This window comes from Nitrospirota bacterium, assembly GCA_040752355.1.
Classification (GTDB): Bacteria; Nitrospirota; Thermodesulfovibrionia; order Thermodesulfovibrionales; family Dissulfurispiraceae; genus JBFMCP01.
This window is the reverse complement of the sequence record JBFMHE010000004.1, coordinates 119,665-134,231: the sequence shown is the minus strand read 5'-3', so window position 1 is coordinate 134,231 and position 14,567 is coordinate 119,665. Positions and strand designations below refer to the sequence as shown.

At 59.9% G+C, this 14,567-nt stretch carries 12 protein-coding genes, 1 tRNA gene and 1 pseudogene; 7 read left to right on the top strand and 7 right to left on the bottom strand.

The features are described 5' to 3' along the window. Positions 1 to 216: 216 nt before the first annotated feature. Both AB1805_04480 and AB1805_04475 read right to left on the bottom strand, forming a co-directional pair. Positions 217 to 2,394: a xanthine dehydrogenase family protein molybdopterin-binding subunit gene (locus AB1805_04480; protein MEW5744681.1), complete on the bottom strand. Its 2,178-nt coding sequence runs from the start codon at positions 2,392 to 2,394 to the stop codon at positions 217 to 219. Further along, the gene (locus AB1805_04475; GenBank protein MEW5744680.1) at positions 2,391 to 2,894 is read right to left on the bottom strand and encodes a (2Fe-2S)-binding protein; all 504 of its coding nucleotides are present in this window, start codon (positions 2,892 to 2,894) and stop codon (positions 2,391 to 2,393) included. The genes AB1805_04480 and AB1805_04475 overlap by 4 nt, the downstream gene beginning before the upstream one ends. Positions 2,895 to 3,034: 140 nt before the next feature. On the opposite strand from AB1805_04475, the gene mutL reads away from it, so the two are divergent. After that, entirely contained in the window at positions 3,035 to 4,804 is a 1,770-nt protein-coding gene (mutL, locus tag AB1805_04470) for a DNA mismatch repair endonuclease MutL (GenBank protein ID MEW5744679.1), read from the top strand. Here the strand turns inward: mutL and murA are convergent. Continuing rightward, entirely contained in the window at positions 4,794 to 6,050 is a 1,257-nt protein-coding gene (gene murA / locus AB1805_04465; protein ID MEW5744678.1) for a UDP-N-acetylglucosamine 1-carboxyvinyltransferase, read from the bottom strand. The genes mutL and murA overlap by 11 nt on opposite strands. A gap of 106 nt (positions 6,051 to 6,156) precedes the next feature. Here murA and AB1805_04460 point away from each other — a divergent pair, with 106 nt between their 5' ends. After that, positions 6,157 to 8,268, top strand: a complete 2,112-nt coding sequence (locus tag AB1805_04460; protein MEW5744677.1) for a bifunctional (p)ppGpp synthetase/guanosine-3',5'-bis(diphosphate) 3'-pyrophosphohydrolase — start codon at positions 6,157 to 6,159, stop codon at positions 8,266 to 8,268. 21 nt (positions 8,269 to 8,289) lie between these two features. Here the strand turns inward: AB1805_04460 and AB1805_04455 are convergent, their stop codons facing one another. The 3 genes from AB1805_04455 to AB1805_04445 all read right to left on the bottom strand — a co-directional run bounded on the left by AB1805_04455 (position 8,290) and on the right by AB1805_04445 (position 10,079). Continuing rightward, on the bottom strand, positions 8,290 to 8,970 hold the full coding sequence (locus tag AB1805_04455) for a response regulator (protein MEW5744676.1): 681 nt from the start codon (positions 8,968 to 8,970) through the stop codon (positions 8,290 to 8,292). Between the two features lie 499 nt (positions 8,971 to 9,469). Further along, positions 9,470 to 9,808: a type II toxin-antitoxin system RelE/ParE family toxin gene (locus AB1805_04450; protein MEW5744675.1), complete on the bottom strand. Its 339-nt coding sequence runs from the start codon at positions 9,806 to 9,808 to the stop codon at positions 9,470 to 9,472. Next, positions 9,798 to 10,079, bottom strand: coding sequence for a type II toxin-antitoxin system Phd/YefM family antitoxin (locus tag AB1805_04445; GenBank protein MEW5744674.1), 282 nt, complete (start codon positions 10,077 to 10,079; stop codon positions 9,798 to 9,800). Before AB1805_04445 ends, AB1805_04450 begins: the two co-directional genes overlap by 11 nt. A gap of 251 nt (positions 10,080 to 10,330) precedes the next feature. On the opposite strand from AB1805_04445, the pseudogene AB1805_04440 reads away from it, so the two are divergent. Then, positions 10,331 to 10,576 (top strand): annotated as a pseudogene (locus tag AB1805_04440) (transposase). Between the two features lie 67 nt (positions 10,577 to 10,643). Here AB1805_04440 and AB1805_04435 read toward each other — a convergent pair. Further along, a tRNA-Sec gene (locus AB1805_04435) sits at positions 10,644 to 10,741 on the bottom strand. A gap of 192 nt (positions 10,742 to 10,933) precedes the next feature. Between AB1805_04435 and hypA the strand changes: the two genes are divergently transcribed. From hypA to AB1805_04415, 4 genes are read left to right on the top strand one after another with little or no spacing between them, the layout of a single operon-like run. Beyond that, positions 10,934 to 11,287 carry a hydrogenase maturation nickel metallochaperone HypA gene (hypA, locus tag AB1805_04430; protein MEW5744673.1) on the top strand — a complete coding sequence of 118 codons (354 nt, stop codon included), beginning with the start codon at positions 10,934 to 10,936 and terminating at the stop codon, positions 11,285 to 11,287. Continuing rightward, entirely contained in the window at positions 11,280 to 11,933 is a 654-nt protein-coding gene (gene hypB, locus AB1805_04425; protein ID MEW5744672.1) for a hydrogenase nickel incorporation protein HypB, read from the top strand. The genes hypA and hypB overlap by 8 nt, the downstream gene beginning before the upstream one ends. After that, a complete protein-coding gene (hypF, locus tag AB1805_04420; protein MEW5744671.1) occupies positions 11,930 to 14,311 on the top strand; it encodes a carbamoyltransferase HypF in 2,382 nt (793 codons plus the stop codon). The genes hypB and hypF overlap by 4 nt, the downstream gene beginning before the upstream one ends. A 5-nt stretch (positions 14,312 to 14,316) precedes the next feature. Beyond that, entirely contained in the window at positions 14,317 to 14,556 is a 240-nt protein-coding gene (locus AB1805_04415; GenBank protein ID MEW5744670.1) for a HypC/HybG/HupF family hydrogenase formation chaperone, read from the top strand. Positions 14,557 to 14,567 lie beyond the last annotated feature (11 nt).

Below are 14,567 nucleotides of genomic sequence, written 5' to 3'. Positions count from 1 at the left end.
GGCGGGGAGGGTAAATTTCGGAGCTTTCCAGCGATACCTTGAAGTATTAGCTAACCACGATTATAGCCTTACTGGAAAACCACCTCTGCATCTTTAGCAATAAACCTTCCAAGCCAGTGATGGTATCCCATCGCTTTGAAAGATTCGAAATTTACCCTCCCCGCCTCTGACCACCCCTGTATCTCCATGTCGTTGCTGTTCTGTTTTCGTAGCTCGTCATGTTTGTTTCATCGCCGCTTTAACGACCTCCGGCCTCATGGGCAGGCGGCGCACCCGCGCTCCTGTCGCGGCAAAGACTGCGTTTGCCACCGCCGGCGCTATCGGGGGCACTCCCGGCTCGCCGATGCCGCCCGGCTTTTCCTTGCTCCGCACGATATGCACGACGACCTTCGGCATCTCGTCCATGCGCAGCAGCGGATAGTCGTGGAAGTTGCTCTGCTCCACCCGTCCGTCCTTCAGGGTGATGGCGCCGTGCAGAGCCGCCGAGAGCCCGAAAACTATGGCAGACTCCATCTGGGCCTCGATGGTGTCGGGATTCACCGTTCTGCCGCAGTCGACGGCGCAGACGACCCTGTGCACGCGTATCTCCCCTGCCGGGCTGACCGAGGCCTCGGCAACCTGGGCGATGAAGCTGCCGAACGATTCGACAGCGGCAATGCCGAGTCCGCGGCCCTTGGGCAGCGGCGCGCCCCAGCCCGCCTTCTGCGCCGCGAGCTCGAGAACGCCTTTCAGCCGCGGGTGTTTGCCGAGCAGCGCCCTCCTGAACTCGAAAGGGTCTTTGCCTGCAGCGTGGGCAGCCTCGTCGATGAAGCTCTCGACCACGAAGCCCGTATGGGAGTGGCCGACAGAGCGCCACCAGAGCACCGGCACGCCGAGACGGGGACTGTGCAGGTCGACGAGGATAGCGGGGACCGGGTAGGGCATGTCATGGGCCCCTTCAACGGAAGTTCCGTCTATGCCGTTCTTGACCATCCCCTGCTCGAAAGGCGTTCCCGCTGCAATGGATTGTCCCACGATTGTATGATGCCAGGCGACGAGAGCTCCCTTTTTATCGATCCCTGCGGCAATCCTGTCGTACCACAACGGACGATAGTAGCCGCCCTTGATATCGTCCTCGCGCGTCCAGACCACTTTGACCGGCTTCTTCACCGCCTTTGCGACATGCACCGCCTCGCTCACGAAGTCGGAGCTGGGCGTCGCCCTCCTGCCGAAGCCGCCTCCCAGAAGCGTAGTATGGAGCATCACCTGCTCGGGCTTGAGCCCCGCTATCCGCGCAGCGGCATCCCGGTCTGCGGTCTGGAACTGGGTGCCGGTCCATAGCTCGCAGCGGTCGTCGCGCAGGTCGACGACGCAGTTCAGCGTCTCCATGGGAGCATGGGCGAGATACGGCACTTCGTACTCGGCCCGCAGCACCGTGGCGGCCTTTGCGAGCGCCTGTTCGGGGTCGCCCTCCTTCTTTGCCGCCAACCCCGGCGTCTTTGCCGTTTCGGCATACTCTGCGCGCAGCGCTTCGGTAGATACGCCTGCTCCGCTGCCCTCGTTCCAGGCGATAGCCAGGGCATCGCGCCCCTGGAGCGCGGACCAGAAATCCGCCGCGACTACCGCTACGCCCGACGGTATCTGCACCACCTCCTTTACGCCGCGTACCGCTTTCGCTTTTTCGCTGTCGAGACTTTTTACCGTACCGCCGAAGACAGGGGGGCGGGCGATTACGGCGGTGAGCATCCCGGGGATTGTTACATCGATGCCGAAAACCGCCCTGCCGGCAGCCTTGTCCGGGGTATCGAGACGCTTGGCAGGCCTGCCGATGAGCCTGAAGTTTTTCGGGTCTTTCAGGGCTGCCTTCTGGGGCGGGGTCATTCCTGCAGCCGGCTCAGCCAACGTCCCGTACGAGAATCTCCGGCCTGTCGGCGCATGGACGACAAAGCCCCTCCGCGCACGGCAGCTGGCGGGAGAGACCTTCCACATCCGGGCTGCGGCGGCAATGAGCATGGTCCGCGCCACGGCCCCTGCGGTGCGCAGCCGGTCCCACTCGCTCCAGATACTCGTGCTCCCCCCGGTCATCTGGATGCCGAAGGCGGTATGGTTGTAAGCAGGGTCCACGGGTGCGGGCTCGATGCGGACCTTTTTCCAGTCGCACTCCAGCTCCTCTGCCACCAGCATCGGCAGAGAGGTGTACACCCCCTGTCCCATTTCGGAGTGGTTGACGATAATGGTCACCGTCTCATCGCTGCCGATGCGGATAAAGGCGTTCGGTACAAAAGTCTTCCCGGAAGATGCTGCTGCGCCGGCCTCGGTGCGGGAGGGGAGCGAGAAGCCGAGGAGCAGCCCGCCGCCGACAGCGGCCCCGATCCTGAGAAAGTCGCGCCGGCTTATGGTAACGGTATCGCTCATCGCTTACCTCTCTTAGCCTCGGCTCTGGCGCGGGCCATCGCTTTTGGCGCCCCCTTCGAAGCCTTTGCAGCCTGGTGTATGGCGCGGCGGATCCGCTGGTAGGTCCCGCAGCGGCAGAGTATGCCCGACATGGCGGTGTCGATATCGCTGTTGGTGGGCCGGGGATTCGCTTCGAGCAGGGCCACGGCGGCCATCACCTGCCCGGACTGGCAGTAGCCGCATTGAGGGACATCGTCGTTGATCCATGCCCTGACCACCGGGTGCGACTCGGAAATGCCTTCGATGGTGGTGATCTTTTTCCCGGTAGCCTCTTTGACCGGTATCCGGCATGACCGTTCGGGCTTGCCGTCGATATGGACCGTACAGGCGCCGCACCGGGCGATCCCGCAGCCGTATTTGGTCCCGGTAAGCCCCAGGTGCTCCCTGAGTACCCAGAGCAGCGGCGTTTCGGGATCAACGTCCACCGTGTGCTTCGTCCCGTTCACCACGAGAGAGATCATTCCCGCCTCCTTGCGCTCCATTCGGATTTCGAACCGTTTTCCAGGATAACTGCAAGCACTATGCACATTCTATCGCCTGAAAGGAAGGGTGTCAATGTACTCATGACAGGGCGTTCCCGGCGGGGTGGCGTCCGTGCTCTATGGTAAAATACTGCATGGGCACGATAGCCGTTCTTCCGGAGCATCTCCGCAATAAAATAGCTGCCGGCGAAGTCGTCGAGCGGCCTGCGTCGGTCGTCAAGGAGCTCGTCGAGAATGCGATCGATGCCGGCAGTACCAGGATCTCGGTCGATATCACGCGCGCCGGCAGAGGGATGATCAAGGTCGCCGACAACGGGGCGGGCATGGACCGCGAGGACGCGCTGCTCGCCTTCGAGCGGTACGCGACGAGCAAGATACGCTCCGAGGACGATCTCTTCGCCCTGGCCACGATGGGGTTCCGCGGCGAGGCGCTCTCGTCCATCGCCTCGGTCTCGCGGATGAGGCTGGTCACCGGGACCAGGAGGAGCGCGGACGGCGCCGGTGTCTGCATCGAAAGCGCCGGCGGAGAGCTCGGCGCGATGAGGGACTGTCCTGCATCAGGCGCCACGGTCGAGGTGAAGGACCTCTTCTTCAATACGCCTGCCCGCCGCAAATTTCTCAAATCGGACACCACGGAGCGTTTCCATATCATCGATACGGTGACCAGGGCGGCGATCGCGCACCACGCGGTCGGCTTTATCCTCCGCATGGAGGGTAGCGAGGTGCTGCAGCTTCCCGCCGCCTCGTCGCTGCGGGAGCGGCTCCTCCAGATATTCGGTAAAGAGCTCCTCGACAGTCTCGCCGAGGCGGAGCGCCTTCACGAGCAGGTGCGGGTGAGGGCCTTTGTCAGTGCTCCTGCCGCCCTGAAGAGCAATAAGAGCAGCCAGTATCTCTTCGTAAACCGGCGGCCGATCAAAGATCAGGCGGTCACCTCCGCCGTTTACCGGGCGTACGGCGAGGCGATCCCGAAAGAGAAGCATCCCGCGTTCTTCCTTTTTCTCGAGGTCGATCCCGCTGTCGTCGATTTCAATGTCCATCCGGCGAAGCGCGAGGTGCGCTTCGAGAACAAGAGCGGCATTTTCAACGTGGTGTATCAGACGGTGCGGGCGGCGATAGGGATAGGACAGGCCGGGGAGCGCATCCCGATGCAGAGGGAGGATTGCTCCAATGGTACTGCCACTGGTGATATCGCGGGCGCCGGCAGGCCGGCGTACCGCCAGGAGCCTATCGAGGCCTCTCCACCGGCCTCAGCTCAGTCGGTCTCCGAAGAGCCGTCGTTCTATGTTGCAGACGCTGCGCCGCTTCCTTCCTTCCTCTATCTCGGCGATACGCTTGTCGCTCTGGCAGGCAGGGAGGGACTCACGGTCGTCGATTACCATGCCGCCCATGAACGGGTCAACTATGAGCGCTTTCTCAAGAGGATGGCGGGCCATTCCCTGCCGCTGCTTTTTCCCCGGCAGGTAGCCCTCCAGAGCGGAGAGTGCCGCGTAGTGCTGGAGCACCGGGAGCTGCTCCGGGAGCTCGGGCTCGACCTCGACGACTTCGGCCGCAACACGATCATTGTGCGGAGCCTGCCGGAAGTGCTCAGGGACGCGGATTTGGACGCTTTGATCGGAGATATCGCTGCGGCATTGATCGAGAAGGAGCCCGGCTCTCTCTCCGGAGAAAAGGGTGAGGATATCGATCCTCTCGACGCGGTGCGGAAGGCGCTCGCCGCCCGGTTAGCCTGCCACACCTCGATCAGGGGCAAGGAGGCGCCCGACGGCGCACGGCTTGCGCGCTTGCTGCAAGACCTCGATGCCGCGGATAACCCGCATACCTGTCCCCATGGACGGCCCACGAGGGTCGTCATTTCTTCGGCCGAGCTGAGAAGGATGTTCAGGAAGTGACCCGCTCGACCTCGGCGCCGATCTTCTTCAGTTTCTCGTCCATCCGCTCATAGCCCCTGTCGAGGTGGTAGATACGATGGATAGTGCTCTCGCCCCGCGCGCAGAGCGCGGCGACGATGAGCGACGCCGACGCCCTCAGGTCGGTCGCCATGACCGGCGCGCCTTTGAGTCCCTCCACTCCCCTTATGGTCGCCGTGCCGCCGTCGATGGCGATATCGGCCCCCATCCTCAGGAGCTCCGCCACATGCATGAAGCGGTTTTCGAAGATGGTCTCCTTGATAACGCTCGTGCCCTTCGCTATGGACATCAGCGCCATGAACTGGGCCTGCATATCGGTGGGGAATCCCGGGTAGGGAATGGTCGTGACGTCCTGGGCAATGGGGCGCTCAGGGCCGATCACCCTCACTCCCCGCTTCGTCTCCTTGAACGCCAGCCCGGTATCTTTCAGCTTCATGACCACCGCATCGAGGTGTTCGGCCCGGCAGTTCTTGAGGAGGATATCGCCCCCGCAGGCCCCGGCAATCGCCATGAAGGTCCCGGTCTCTATGCGGTCGGGAATGACCTCGTAATTGCTGATCGGCCTCAGCTCGGATACGCCCTCGATCTCGATGATGCTGTCGCCGGCGCCCTTGATCCTGGCGCCCATCGAGATGAGGCAGTTCGCGAGGTCGGTCACTTCGGGCTCGCGGGCGGCGTTCTCGAGGATTGTGGTCCCCTTCGCGAGCACCGCGGCCATCATGATATTTTCCGTGCCGGTGACCGTTACGGTATCGAAGTAGATCGAGGCGCCCTTGAGGCGGCTCGCCTTGGCGATGACGTATCCCTCCTCGAGCCGGATCTTCGCCCCCATCTTTTCGAGCGCCATGAGGTGAAGATTGATGGGGCGGGCGCCTATGGCGCAGCCGCCGGGGAGCGAGACCTTTGCCCTGCCGTACCGGGCCAGGAGCGGCCCGAGGACGAGCACCGACGCGCGCATCGTCTTCACCAGCTCGTACGGCGCTTCGAACTTGGTCAGCTTCGCGGTATCGAGGGTCGCGACGCCCTTCTTGTACTCATAGCCGGCGCCCATGTGGGAGAGGAGCTTCCCGAGCGTGGCGACATCCCGCAGGTCGGGGACGCGGGAGATGCTGTTCGTTCCCTTTGCGAGGATCGCCGCCGTGATGATCGGCAGGGCCGCGTTCTTCGCCCCGCTGATCGCGACCTCGCCCTTCAGGGGTTTCCCCCCCCGTATAATCAGTTTGTCCATAGCTCAAATCCTGCGTTCTCTAGTCGAAATCCTGGATACGTTCCGCCCAAGGCCCTCTTATCTTAGCACAATGGCTTAACGTAATGAGGAAGAGTTATAATCAGGTATGATTACCTTCGCTACGGTGCTGCAGAAGATCGTTGCCTACAACCCGAAAGCGGATGTCGAGCTCCTGAAAAAGGCGTACATCTTCTCCCGGGAGGCGCACTGCAGCCAGAAGAGGGTGGAGGGATCGCCGTACATAAACCATCCGCTCGCCGTGGCCGATATCCTCGCCGATATGAAGCTCGATACCGCGACGATCGCCGCCGGCTTTCTCCATGACACGGTCGAGGACACCGGGACCTCAACGGAGGACATCCGGGACATGTTCGGCACCGAGATAGCCTTCCTCGTCGATGCCCTTACGAAGCTCGCCAAGGTGGAGTTCCAGACCAAGGAGGACGCCCAGGCGGAGAACTTCAGGAAGATGCTCCTCGCCATGTCGAAAGACGTGCGGGTCATCCTGATCAAGTTCGCCGACCGGCTGCACAATATGCGGACCCTCGAGCACCTCCCCGAAATGAAGCAGCGCCGCGTCGCCAAGGAGACCCTCGAGATCTACGCCCCCCTCGCAAACCGGCTCGGCATGGGATGGCTGAGGACCGAGTTCGAGGACCTGAGCTTCAAGATCCTCATGCCCGATCTCTTTGCCGACCTCCAGCAGAAGGTGAAGAAGCGCAAGGAGGAGCAGGAGAAGTACATTACCGAGATCAAGAAGATCATCCTCGAGAAGCTCGACGCCGCGGGGATCCCGGCCAAGATCAAGGGAAGGGCGAAGCACTACTACGGCATCTACCAGAAGATGGGCAAGCAGAAGATCACCTTCGAGCAGGTGCACGACGTCATCGGCCTGCGAATCATTACGGATACGACCGGCCACTGCTACGACATCCTCGGCATCCTCCATTCCCTCTGGCCGCTGGTCCCCGGCAGGTTCAAGGACTTCATCAGCCTCCCCAAGTCGAACATGTACCAGTCGCTCCATACCACGGTGGTGGGGCCGGGCGGCGACCGTGTCGAGTTCCAGATACGGACAGCGGACATGAACGAAATCGCCGAAGAGGGCATCGCCGCCCATTGGCGGTATAAGGAAAAGGACAGCATCGACAAGAAGAACGCCCGGTTCATCGCATGGCTCAGGGAGCTGGTCAAGGACATCTCCGATGCGAAGGAGTTCCTCGAGGCGGTAAAGGGAGAGGTCGTCCCCGATACCGTTTACGTCTTTACTCCCAAAGGGGATATCAAGGAGCTCCCGGTCGATTCGACGCCCATCGACTTCGCCTACAGCATCCATACCCAGGTGGGGCATAAGTGCATCGGTGCGAAGGTCAACGGGAAGATCGTCCCGCTCAGGTATAAACTGAACAGCGGCGACGTCGTCGAGGTCATTACCTCGCCCGCGCACGGCCCGAGCAAGGACTGGCTGAAGTTCGTGGTCACGCAGCGGGCCAAGAGCAGGATCAAGCAGTGGATCAAGACCGAGGAGCGCAAAAAGAGCATCGAGCTGGGGACAAAGCTCCTGGAAGACGAGATGCGGCGCCACGGCCTGCCCCTGGCCACCCTGAAGTCGGAGAAGATGGACGAGATCCTGAAGACGATGAGCCTCGTCTCACTCGAGGACCTGCATGTCTCGATCGGGTACGGCAAGATCTCGGCCCATCAGGTGGTGAACAAGTTCGGGCCTGAAAAAGCGGAAGAGGCGGCGCCTCCCAAAGTGGCGAAACAGCACAAGGACGGCAGGAGCGTCATCAGCATCACCGGGATCGATAACGTGATGTACCATATCGCCAAGTGCTGTTTTCCGGTCCCCGGCGACAAGATCGCGGGATTCATCACCAAGGGCAAGGGCGTCACCATCCACCGCCGGGAATGCCCCAATCTCGAGCGGCTGGCATCCGACCACGAACGGCTGATAGAGGTGGAATGGAGCCAGAACGGCGACTTCACCTCATTGGTGAAGATCTATGTCGAGAGCATGGACAAGCCGGGCATACTCGCGAATCTCACCGCCCTCATATCGGCCGCCGATATGAACATCAACCAGCTGAAGGCGACGGCGACCCATGACAAGCGGGCGCTCCTCGAGTTCACCCTCGAGGTGAAGAGCCGCTCCCAGGTGACCGCGCTGGTCAATAAAATCTCCCAGGTGGACGGCATCCTCGGCGTACGGCGCTGACGGCGGCGTGAAGGGGAGAGGTTAGACGAACTCGATGCCGGCCCGATACAGGTCGCGGTCGAGCGCGACCGTATTCTTGACTACGCCTGCAATGCTGTTGATGCCGTCACCGATAACGGGGAAGCGGATTACGCTGCCGGGGTCGAGGGGATAGTCTGTCCGTATCCCCATGCCGGCGGCGCTGATATCGACGATCTCTGCATCGAGGTCGACCATCTTGGGCTTGAGGACATCGAAGCTGCTGACGGAGTAGGTGATGCTCCTGGCAAAGGGCCTCCGCTCGAAGCGCCGCCGCTCCATGAAGGTCTTGTCCCCATCATCCACCTCGGCGCGCTGCTGTTCGCATTCCTCCAAGAGCTGCTTGACGAGCGACCGTATGCGGGGGAGATCGAAGGGCTTTGCTATGAAGACGTACGCCTCCTTGTCGAGGATGTCCCTCGTCTCCTCGCTGATCGGGGAGCTCGACATGACCATGACCTTGCTCATCGGGTACGTCTCTTTTATGCGCTTGAGGATGTCGATGCCGTAGCTGTCGGGGAGCCAGAGATCGAGAAAGCAGATATCGTAAAAGCATGCGTTGATCTCGACGAGCGCCTCCGCGCCGTTCTTTGCGGCCTTGACCTCTACGTTGTAGTTTTTGAGGAGCTTCTCCAGAGAGTAACGAATCAGCGGCTCGCCGTCGACAATCAGTATGCGCTTCATTCGAGAGGTGGTCCCCCAATGATTGGATGGTCTGTCGGCTGACTCAAGGTGGAAACCACCGGTCATCATGCCCCCTTCTGCACCCCTTGCCGGGGCACCTTCCAGTATGCCTCATACGGCGTCCCGCCGTCCAGAGAAAAATTATGCTGTCCCTCAATAGCAAGCAAATTTTGGTCCACATATATAAGTTATTGGTACTAAATGTTTCAGACCTGCCAGAAGTGCAAGGTTTTTCGACACTCTGTCGGAAAAGCTTACACTTCTGATCGGAATAGAACAAGAATATCCAGTATTATCAATGGACATCAAGGAGGATATGCGATGCTCACCGATTCAGAGGGGGAAGACGATAAAGCTATTGAATTAAAAAGGAGTCATGGCGGGAGCGTGTGGGAATCGAACCCATGGAAGCTGGCTCCAGCATTGGGTTTGCCGGCACCGTGGCGGCTGTTTGGTGGCGGTCTTCAGTTCCACCACCTTGTTTTCCCGCTCCTGGACCTCACGGAAAGCATCCACCACTTCCCGTTTTGCATAATTTCTTCAATCGTTTTGCAACAAGCCTGTATATCTCTTTCTTATCACGTTTGCCGATACCGACTATCTCGATCACTTCTATCTGCTCACCAAACAGCCGGTAGACGATGCGATATTTCTTTCTCGCAAAGTAGAGCTTGTAAAGCCCTGTCAGGTTTATTCCGAATTTGTTTCCGAGCGGGGCGCCTAAAAAAGGGTTTTCCGAAAGAGCGTCGATCTTTTTCGTCGCTTCTTTTTTTATCGATTTATCGAGGGAATTGAAGTCTTCTGCAGCATCGGGGATGAATTCAATCCTATGCGCCATGCCTCTTCTTCAGCTTCTCCCAAGGGATATTCTTAGACCGATCATGACCCTTCAACCTCTTTTCAACCGTTTCGGCGATCTCAAAGTGCTCAAGAATCTCCTCTGCCTGCTTCAGCATTTCGTATTCCTCAGCAGAGAGTATCACTGCCGCCATTTCATTGTTCCTGAGCACATAGAGAGGCTCGCCTGTCTCGGATACTTCCCTGAGCTTCCGGGTAAGCTCTTTCTGCAATTTTGTTACCGGGATCATTTTTTCCGTTTCAACCAACATGCAGCACCTCTCACTATTGATACGTAATTATATACATAGTATTCTATGTATTTCAACATAAATCTTTCTGCCGTGTCAAGCCAAAATAGAAATGTCCTATTTTTACCAAAATAGAAATGTCCGGTTTTATGCAGCTGCTTTCTGAGGTCGTTTCCTCAACTTCTGGCGCTCAGAGCTGGTCTGGAAAAATTAGACAGGGACATAAGTGATAAAGCTGCTCTACAATAAGAGGACTAAAAGGAGCAGCGACAATGGCAAGAAGACCGAGAAGGAATCACGGAGCAGGATTCAAAGCAAAAGTAGCGCTGGAAGCACTCAAAGGGGAACAAACCCTTTCGGAGTTGGCCCAGCGGTTTGATGTGCATCCGAATCAGATCACGGAATGGAAGAAGCAGATGCTGGAGCAAGCAGAGGAAGTGTTTGCCAATGGCAAGAAGGACGAGATCGGCCCCGACGTTAAGGCCTTGCACGCCAAGATAGGGCAGTTGACGATTGAACAACCCCCTGGACATATCCGGGACATAGAGTTGAAATTAATGAACCACTTGAATTATAAGGCAGGAGTGGCGGGAGCGTGTGGGAATCGAACCCACCCTGCCGGATTGTGGCCGGCAACACTGGATTTGAAGTCCAGGAGGGACACCAGAACCCTATGCACTCCCAGTTGCAAGGATGTTGATTGAGCGGAAAGATTCAAAAGATTCAAATGTATAGTATCACGAAGGGTCCGCACGAGTCAAAAACAGCTGAGCCCGGGAGCTGCGCCTGATCGGTTCAGCGGAGCGCAAAGGCTGCGGGCGGCGCCTATGCTATACTAAAAAATAGTACTGGCAACGACACGGAGCAGACGGGCGATGCATGAAATGTCGATAACGCTGAGCATGCTCGATATTGTGAAAGAGCATATGGCGCGGCATGGGGTTGAACGCCTCAGGCAGGTGCGGGTGAGAATAGGGGAGATGTCCGCTGTCGAGCCCGAGTCGCTGCGGTTCTGCTTCGAGGCCTCGATCAAGGATACCCCGCTGGACGGCGCGGTCCTCGAGATCGAGGAGGTCCCGCTTACCGGCAGATGCAGGGAGTGCGGGAGGGAATTTCGCATCGAAGGGTATCTTTCGCGGTGTCCTGCATGCAGCAGCCTCTCCATCGACCACGTCGCCGGGCATGAGCTCGATATCATATCCATGGAGGGAGAGCAGTTCGATGCATGATATTACGATAGACGAGAAGATACTCGGCAGGAACGATGCCCTGGCGCAGGAGAACCGGAAGGCCCTCAAAGAGCGGGGCATCTATACGATCAATATGGTGAGCTCGCCGGGGTCGGGGAAGACCACTCTCATCGAGCGCACGGTCGAGCGCCTGCGCGAACGCTTCGGGCTGGCGGTGATCGAAGGGGACCTCCAGACCGACCTCGATGCGCAGCGTCTCCTTCGCTATAACATACCGGTAAAGCAGATCACCACCGGCAAGGCCTGCCATCTCGACGCCCATATGATCCACCATACCCTGCCCTGGCTCTTCGAACAGGGCGCGGTGCGGCTCCTCATTCTCGAAAATGTCGGCAACATGGTCTGCCCGGCCGAGTACGACCTCGGCGAGGACATGAAGGTGGCTGTCATGAGCGTCACCGAAGGCGACGACAAGCCGCTCAAGTATCCCGCGCTCTTCCATGCCGCGAGGGTGCTCATCATCAATAAGATCGACCTCGCTCCCTATACCAACTTCGACCTCCGGCGGGCGGAAGAGAACGCGCTTTCGATAAATCATCACCTGAAGATATTTAAAACGTCCTGTACGGACGGCGCCGGCATCAGGGAATGGAGCGACTTTCTCGCGGAAAAAGCAGCAGGGTGAGAGCGATCGTCCAGGTGACCGGAGTCGTTCAGGGCGTCGGATTCCGTCCTTTTGTCTACCATCTCGCCCTCAAGCACCGCCTCAAAGGATTCTGCCGGAACGTTACCCGGGGAGTGCTCATCGAGGTCGAGAGCGACGATGCCGCGGGCTCGCGCGGTGAAGAGGCGATCGAGGCATTCGTGCATGAGCTCCGTACCGCACCGCCGCCGCTGTCGCGCATCGATACCCTCTCCGTAGAACGCCTCGCCGGCGGAGGCCGTTACCGCGATTTTTCGATACGGGAGAGCCATGCCGAAGAAGGGAGCTTTACCCTGATATCGCCGGATATCGCGGTATGCCCCGATTGTCTGAAAGAGCTGCAGGACCCGCATGACCGGCGCTACCGTTATCCCTTCATCAACTGCACCAGTTGCGGGCCGCGCTATTCGATCGTGCGCGATATCCCCTATGACCGGGCGAAGACGACCATGGCGGCATTCCCTCTCTGTGCTGCATGCGCCCGTGAATACCACGACCCCGGAGACCGCCGCTTCCATGCCCAGCCGAACGCCTGCCCCGCATGCGGACCGAACGTAGAGCTCATAGCTCATGGCGCTCGTTCCTCAGCGGAGGACCCGATACAGGCTGTCGTGGAACTGCTGAAGCAGGGGGCCATTGTCGCTGTCAAAGGGCTCGGCGGTTTCCATCTCTGCTGCGATGCGACGAACGAAGGGGCGGTGGGGAGATTGCGGGAGCGGAAGAGAAAGTCGAACAAACCCTTCGCCCTGATGGTTCCCGATGCCGCGGCAGCCGGGATGGTGTGCTTCCTTTCGGATGAGGAGCGGCGGCTTCTCGAGAGCAGGATACGGCCGATAGTGCTGCTCCGGAAACGCCTCCCCTCGCCCCTTGCGGCCCCGGTGGCCCCGGGGAACGACAGCCTCGGCGTCATGCTTCCGTACACGCCGCTCCACTGCCTGCTTTTCCTCGATCCTCCGTCATCAGGGAGTCCTCTTACCGCGCTCGTCATGACGAGCGGCAACAGGACGGAAGAGCCTATCGTGATCACCAACGAGGAGGCGCTCGAAAAGCTCTCACCCCTGGCCGACGCTTTTCTTCTGCACAACCGGGATATTTATATGAGGGTGGATGATTCGATAGTGCACGTGCTAAGGCAGCAGTCAGCAGTCGGCAATCAGCAGTCAGCTCCTGAAATTACCATAGTACGGAGGGCTCGCGGCTTTGTGCCCGAGACGATCGAGATCGGTGAGGAGTGCGGAGCAGAGGTGCTCGCCTGCGGCGCCGATCTCAAGAATACCTTCTGCCTGACGAAGGGCACGAAGGCGATCGTCAGCCAGCATATCGGCGATCTCGAGCACTACGCGGCCCAGGGTTTTTTCAGGGAAACGCTGAAGAACCTGAAGAACACCTTCAGGGTCGAGCCCGCTGTGATCGCCCATGACCTCCACCCCGATTATTTCAGTACGAAACTCGCCCTCGCGTATGCCGAGCAGCACGGCATTCCGTCCGGGCAGCGGACCGCGGTGCAGCACCATCACGCGCATATCGCGGCCTGCATGGCCGAGCACGGCCTGACCGGTGCGGTCATCGGCATCGCCTTCGACGGCGCCGGATACGGCGACGACGGCGCTGTATGGGGCGGTGAGGTGCTGCGCGCCGACAGGGCGTCGTTCGAGCGGGTGGCCCATCTCGGGTATGTTCCGCTCCCCGGCGGCGACCGCGCGGCGAGAGAGCCGTGGCGCTGCGCGGCTGCCTATCTGTACGAGACCTTCGGCGAGGACGCCCTGGCAGCGCTTCCTTCCTTCGCGGAGCGCTTCGACCGCAGGGAGCGCGACCTCGTCATGACGATGATCAGGAACAGGATCAATACGCCGCTCACCTCGAGCGCGGGACGGCTCTTCGATGCAGCAGCATCGCTGCTGGGAATACGGGACCGCATCACCTATGAGGGAGAGGCTGCCGTCGGCCTCGAAATGGCCGCCCATGCCTGCAAAGAGGAAATCAGGGAGCCGTACCCGTATAATAAAAAAGATATCTCCCCCGGCCGGTGCGGCGATATCGATGTGCGGCCGATGATCCGGAGCATCGTCGGGGATATCAAGCGCGGTGTTGCACCGCCGGTAATCGCCCGCCGCTTTCATCATACGCTCGCGGCTGTCATCGTCGACGCCGCGGTGGAGGCGCGCAGCGCCTATGGCATCCATGACGTGGTGCTGAGCGGCGGCGTTTTTCAGAACAGGCTGCTCTACGGCAGTGCAGCAGCGGCATTGAGGGAAGCGGGATTCACGGTCCGGCTCCACCGGAAGGTCCCGGTCAATGACGGCTGCATCTCATTGGGCCAGGCGATCGTCGCCTGCGAACGCGCGAAGCGAGGAGTGTAGCGGATATGTGCATAGCAATACCCGGCAGGGTCATAGAGATTACGGATGCCATGGCGAAGGTGGATGTGGCGGGCGCCAGGAAAGAGGCGAGCCTGATGCTCATGGACGACGTGAAGGTGGGCGATTATGTCATCGTCCATGCGGGGTTCGCCATTCAGAAGGTGGATGATGCGGAGGCGCAGGAGACGCTCCGGCTCCTGAGCGAATTCCTCCGAGAGGACCCCGGAGATCATGAAGTGCGGTGATGAGGTGCGGT

Coding starts and splice junctions, on each gene's coding strand:
- hypB (MEW5744672.1), top strand. CDS start 11,280: ATGCATGATATTACGATAGACGAGAAGATACTCGGCAGGAACGATGCC.
- AB1805_04450 (MEW5744675.1), bottom strand. CDS start 9,808: ATGGCGCATAGGATTGAATTCATCCCCGATGCTGCAGAAGACTTCAAT.
- hypA (MEW5744673.1), top strand. CDS start 10,934: ATGCATGAAATGTCGATAACGCTGAGCATGCTCGATATTGTGAAAGAG.
- AB1805_04455 (MEW5744676.1), bottom strand. CDS start 8,970: ATGAAGCGCATACTGATTGTCGACGGCGAGCCGCTGATTCGTTACTCT.
- AB1805_04460 (MEW5744677.1), top strand. CDS start 6,157: ATGATTACCTTCGCTACGGTGCTGCAGAAGATCGTTGCCTACAACCCG.
- AB1805_04415 (MEW5744670.1), top strand. CDS start 14,317: ATGTGCATAGCAATACCCGGCAGGGTCATAGAGATTACGGATGCCATG.
- AB1805_04445 (MEW5744674.1), bottom strand. CDS start 10,079: ATGTTGGTTGAAACGGAAAAAATGATCCCGGTAACAAAATTGCAGAAA.
- AB1805_04480 (MEW5744681.1), bottom strand. CDS start 2,394: ATGAGCGATACCGTTACCATAAGCCGGCGCGACTTTCTCAGGATCGGG.
- mutL (MEW5744679.1), top strand. CDS start 3,035: ATGGTAAAATACTGCATGGGCACGATAGCCGTTCTTCCGGAGCATCTC.
- murA (MEW5744678.1), bottom strand. CDS start 6,050: ATGGACAAACTGATTATACGGGGGGGGAAACCCCTGAAGGGCGAGGTC.
- AB1805_04475 (MEW5744680.1), bottom strand. CDS start 2,894: ATGATCTCTCTCGTGGTGAACGGGACGAAGCACACGGTGGACGTTGAT.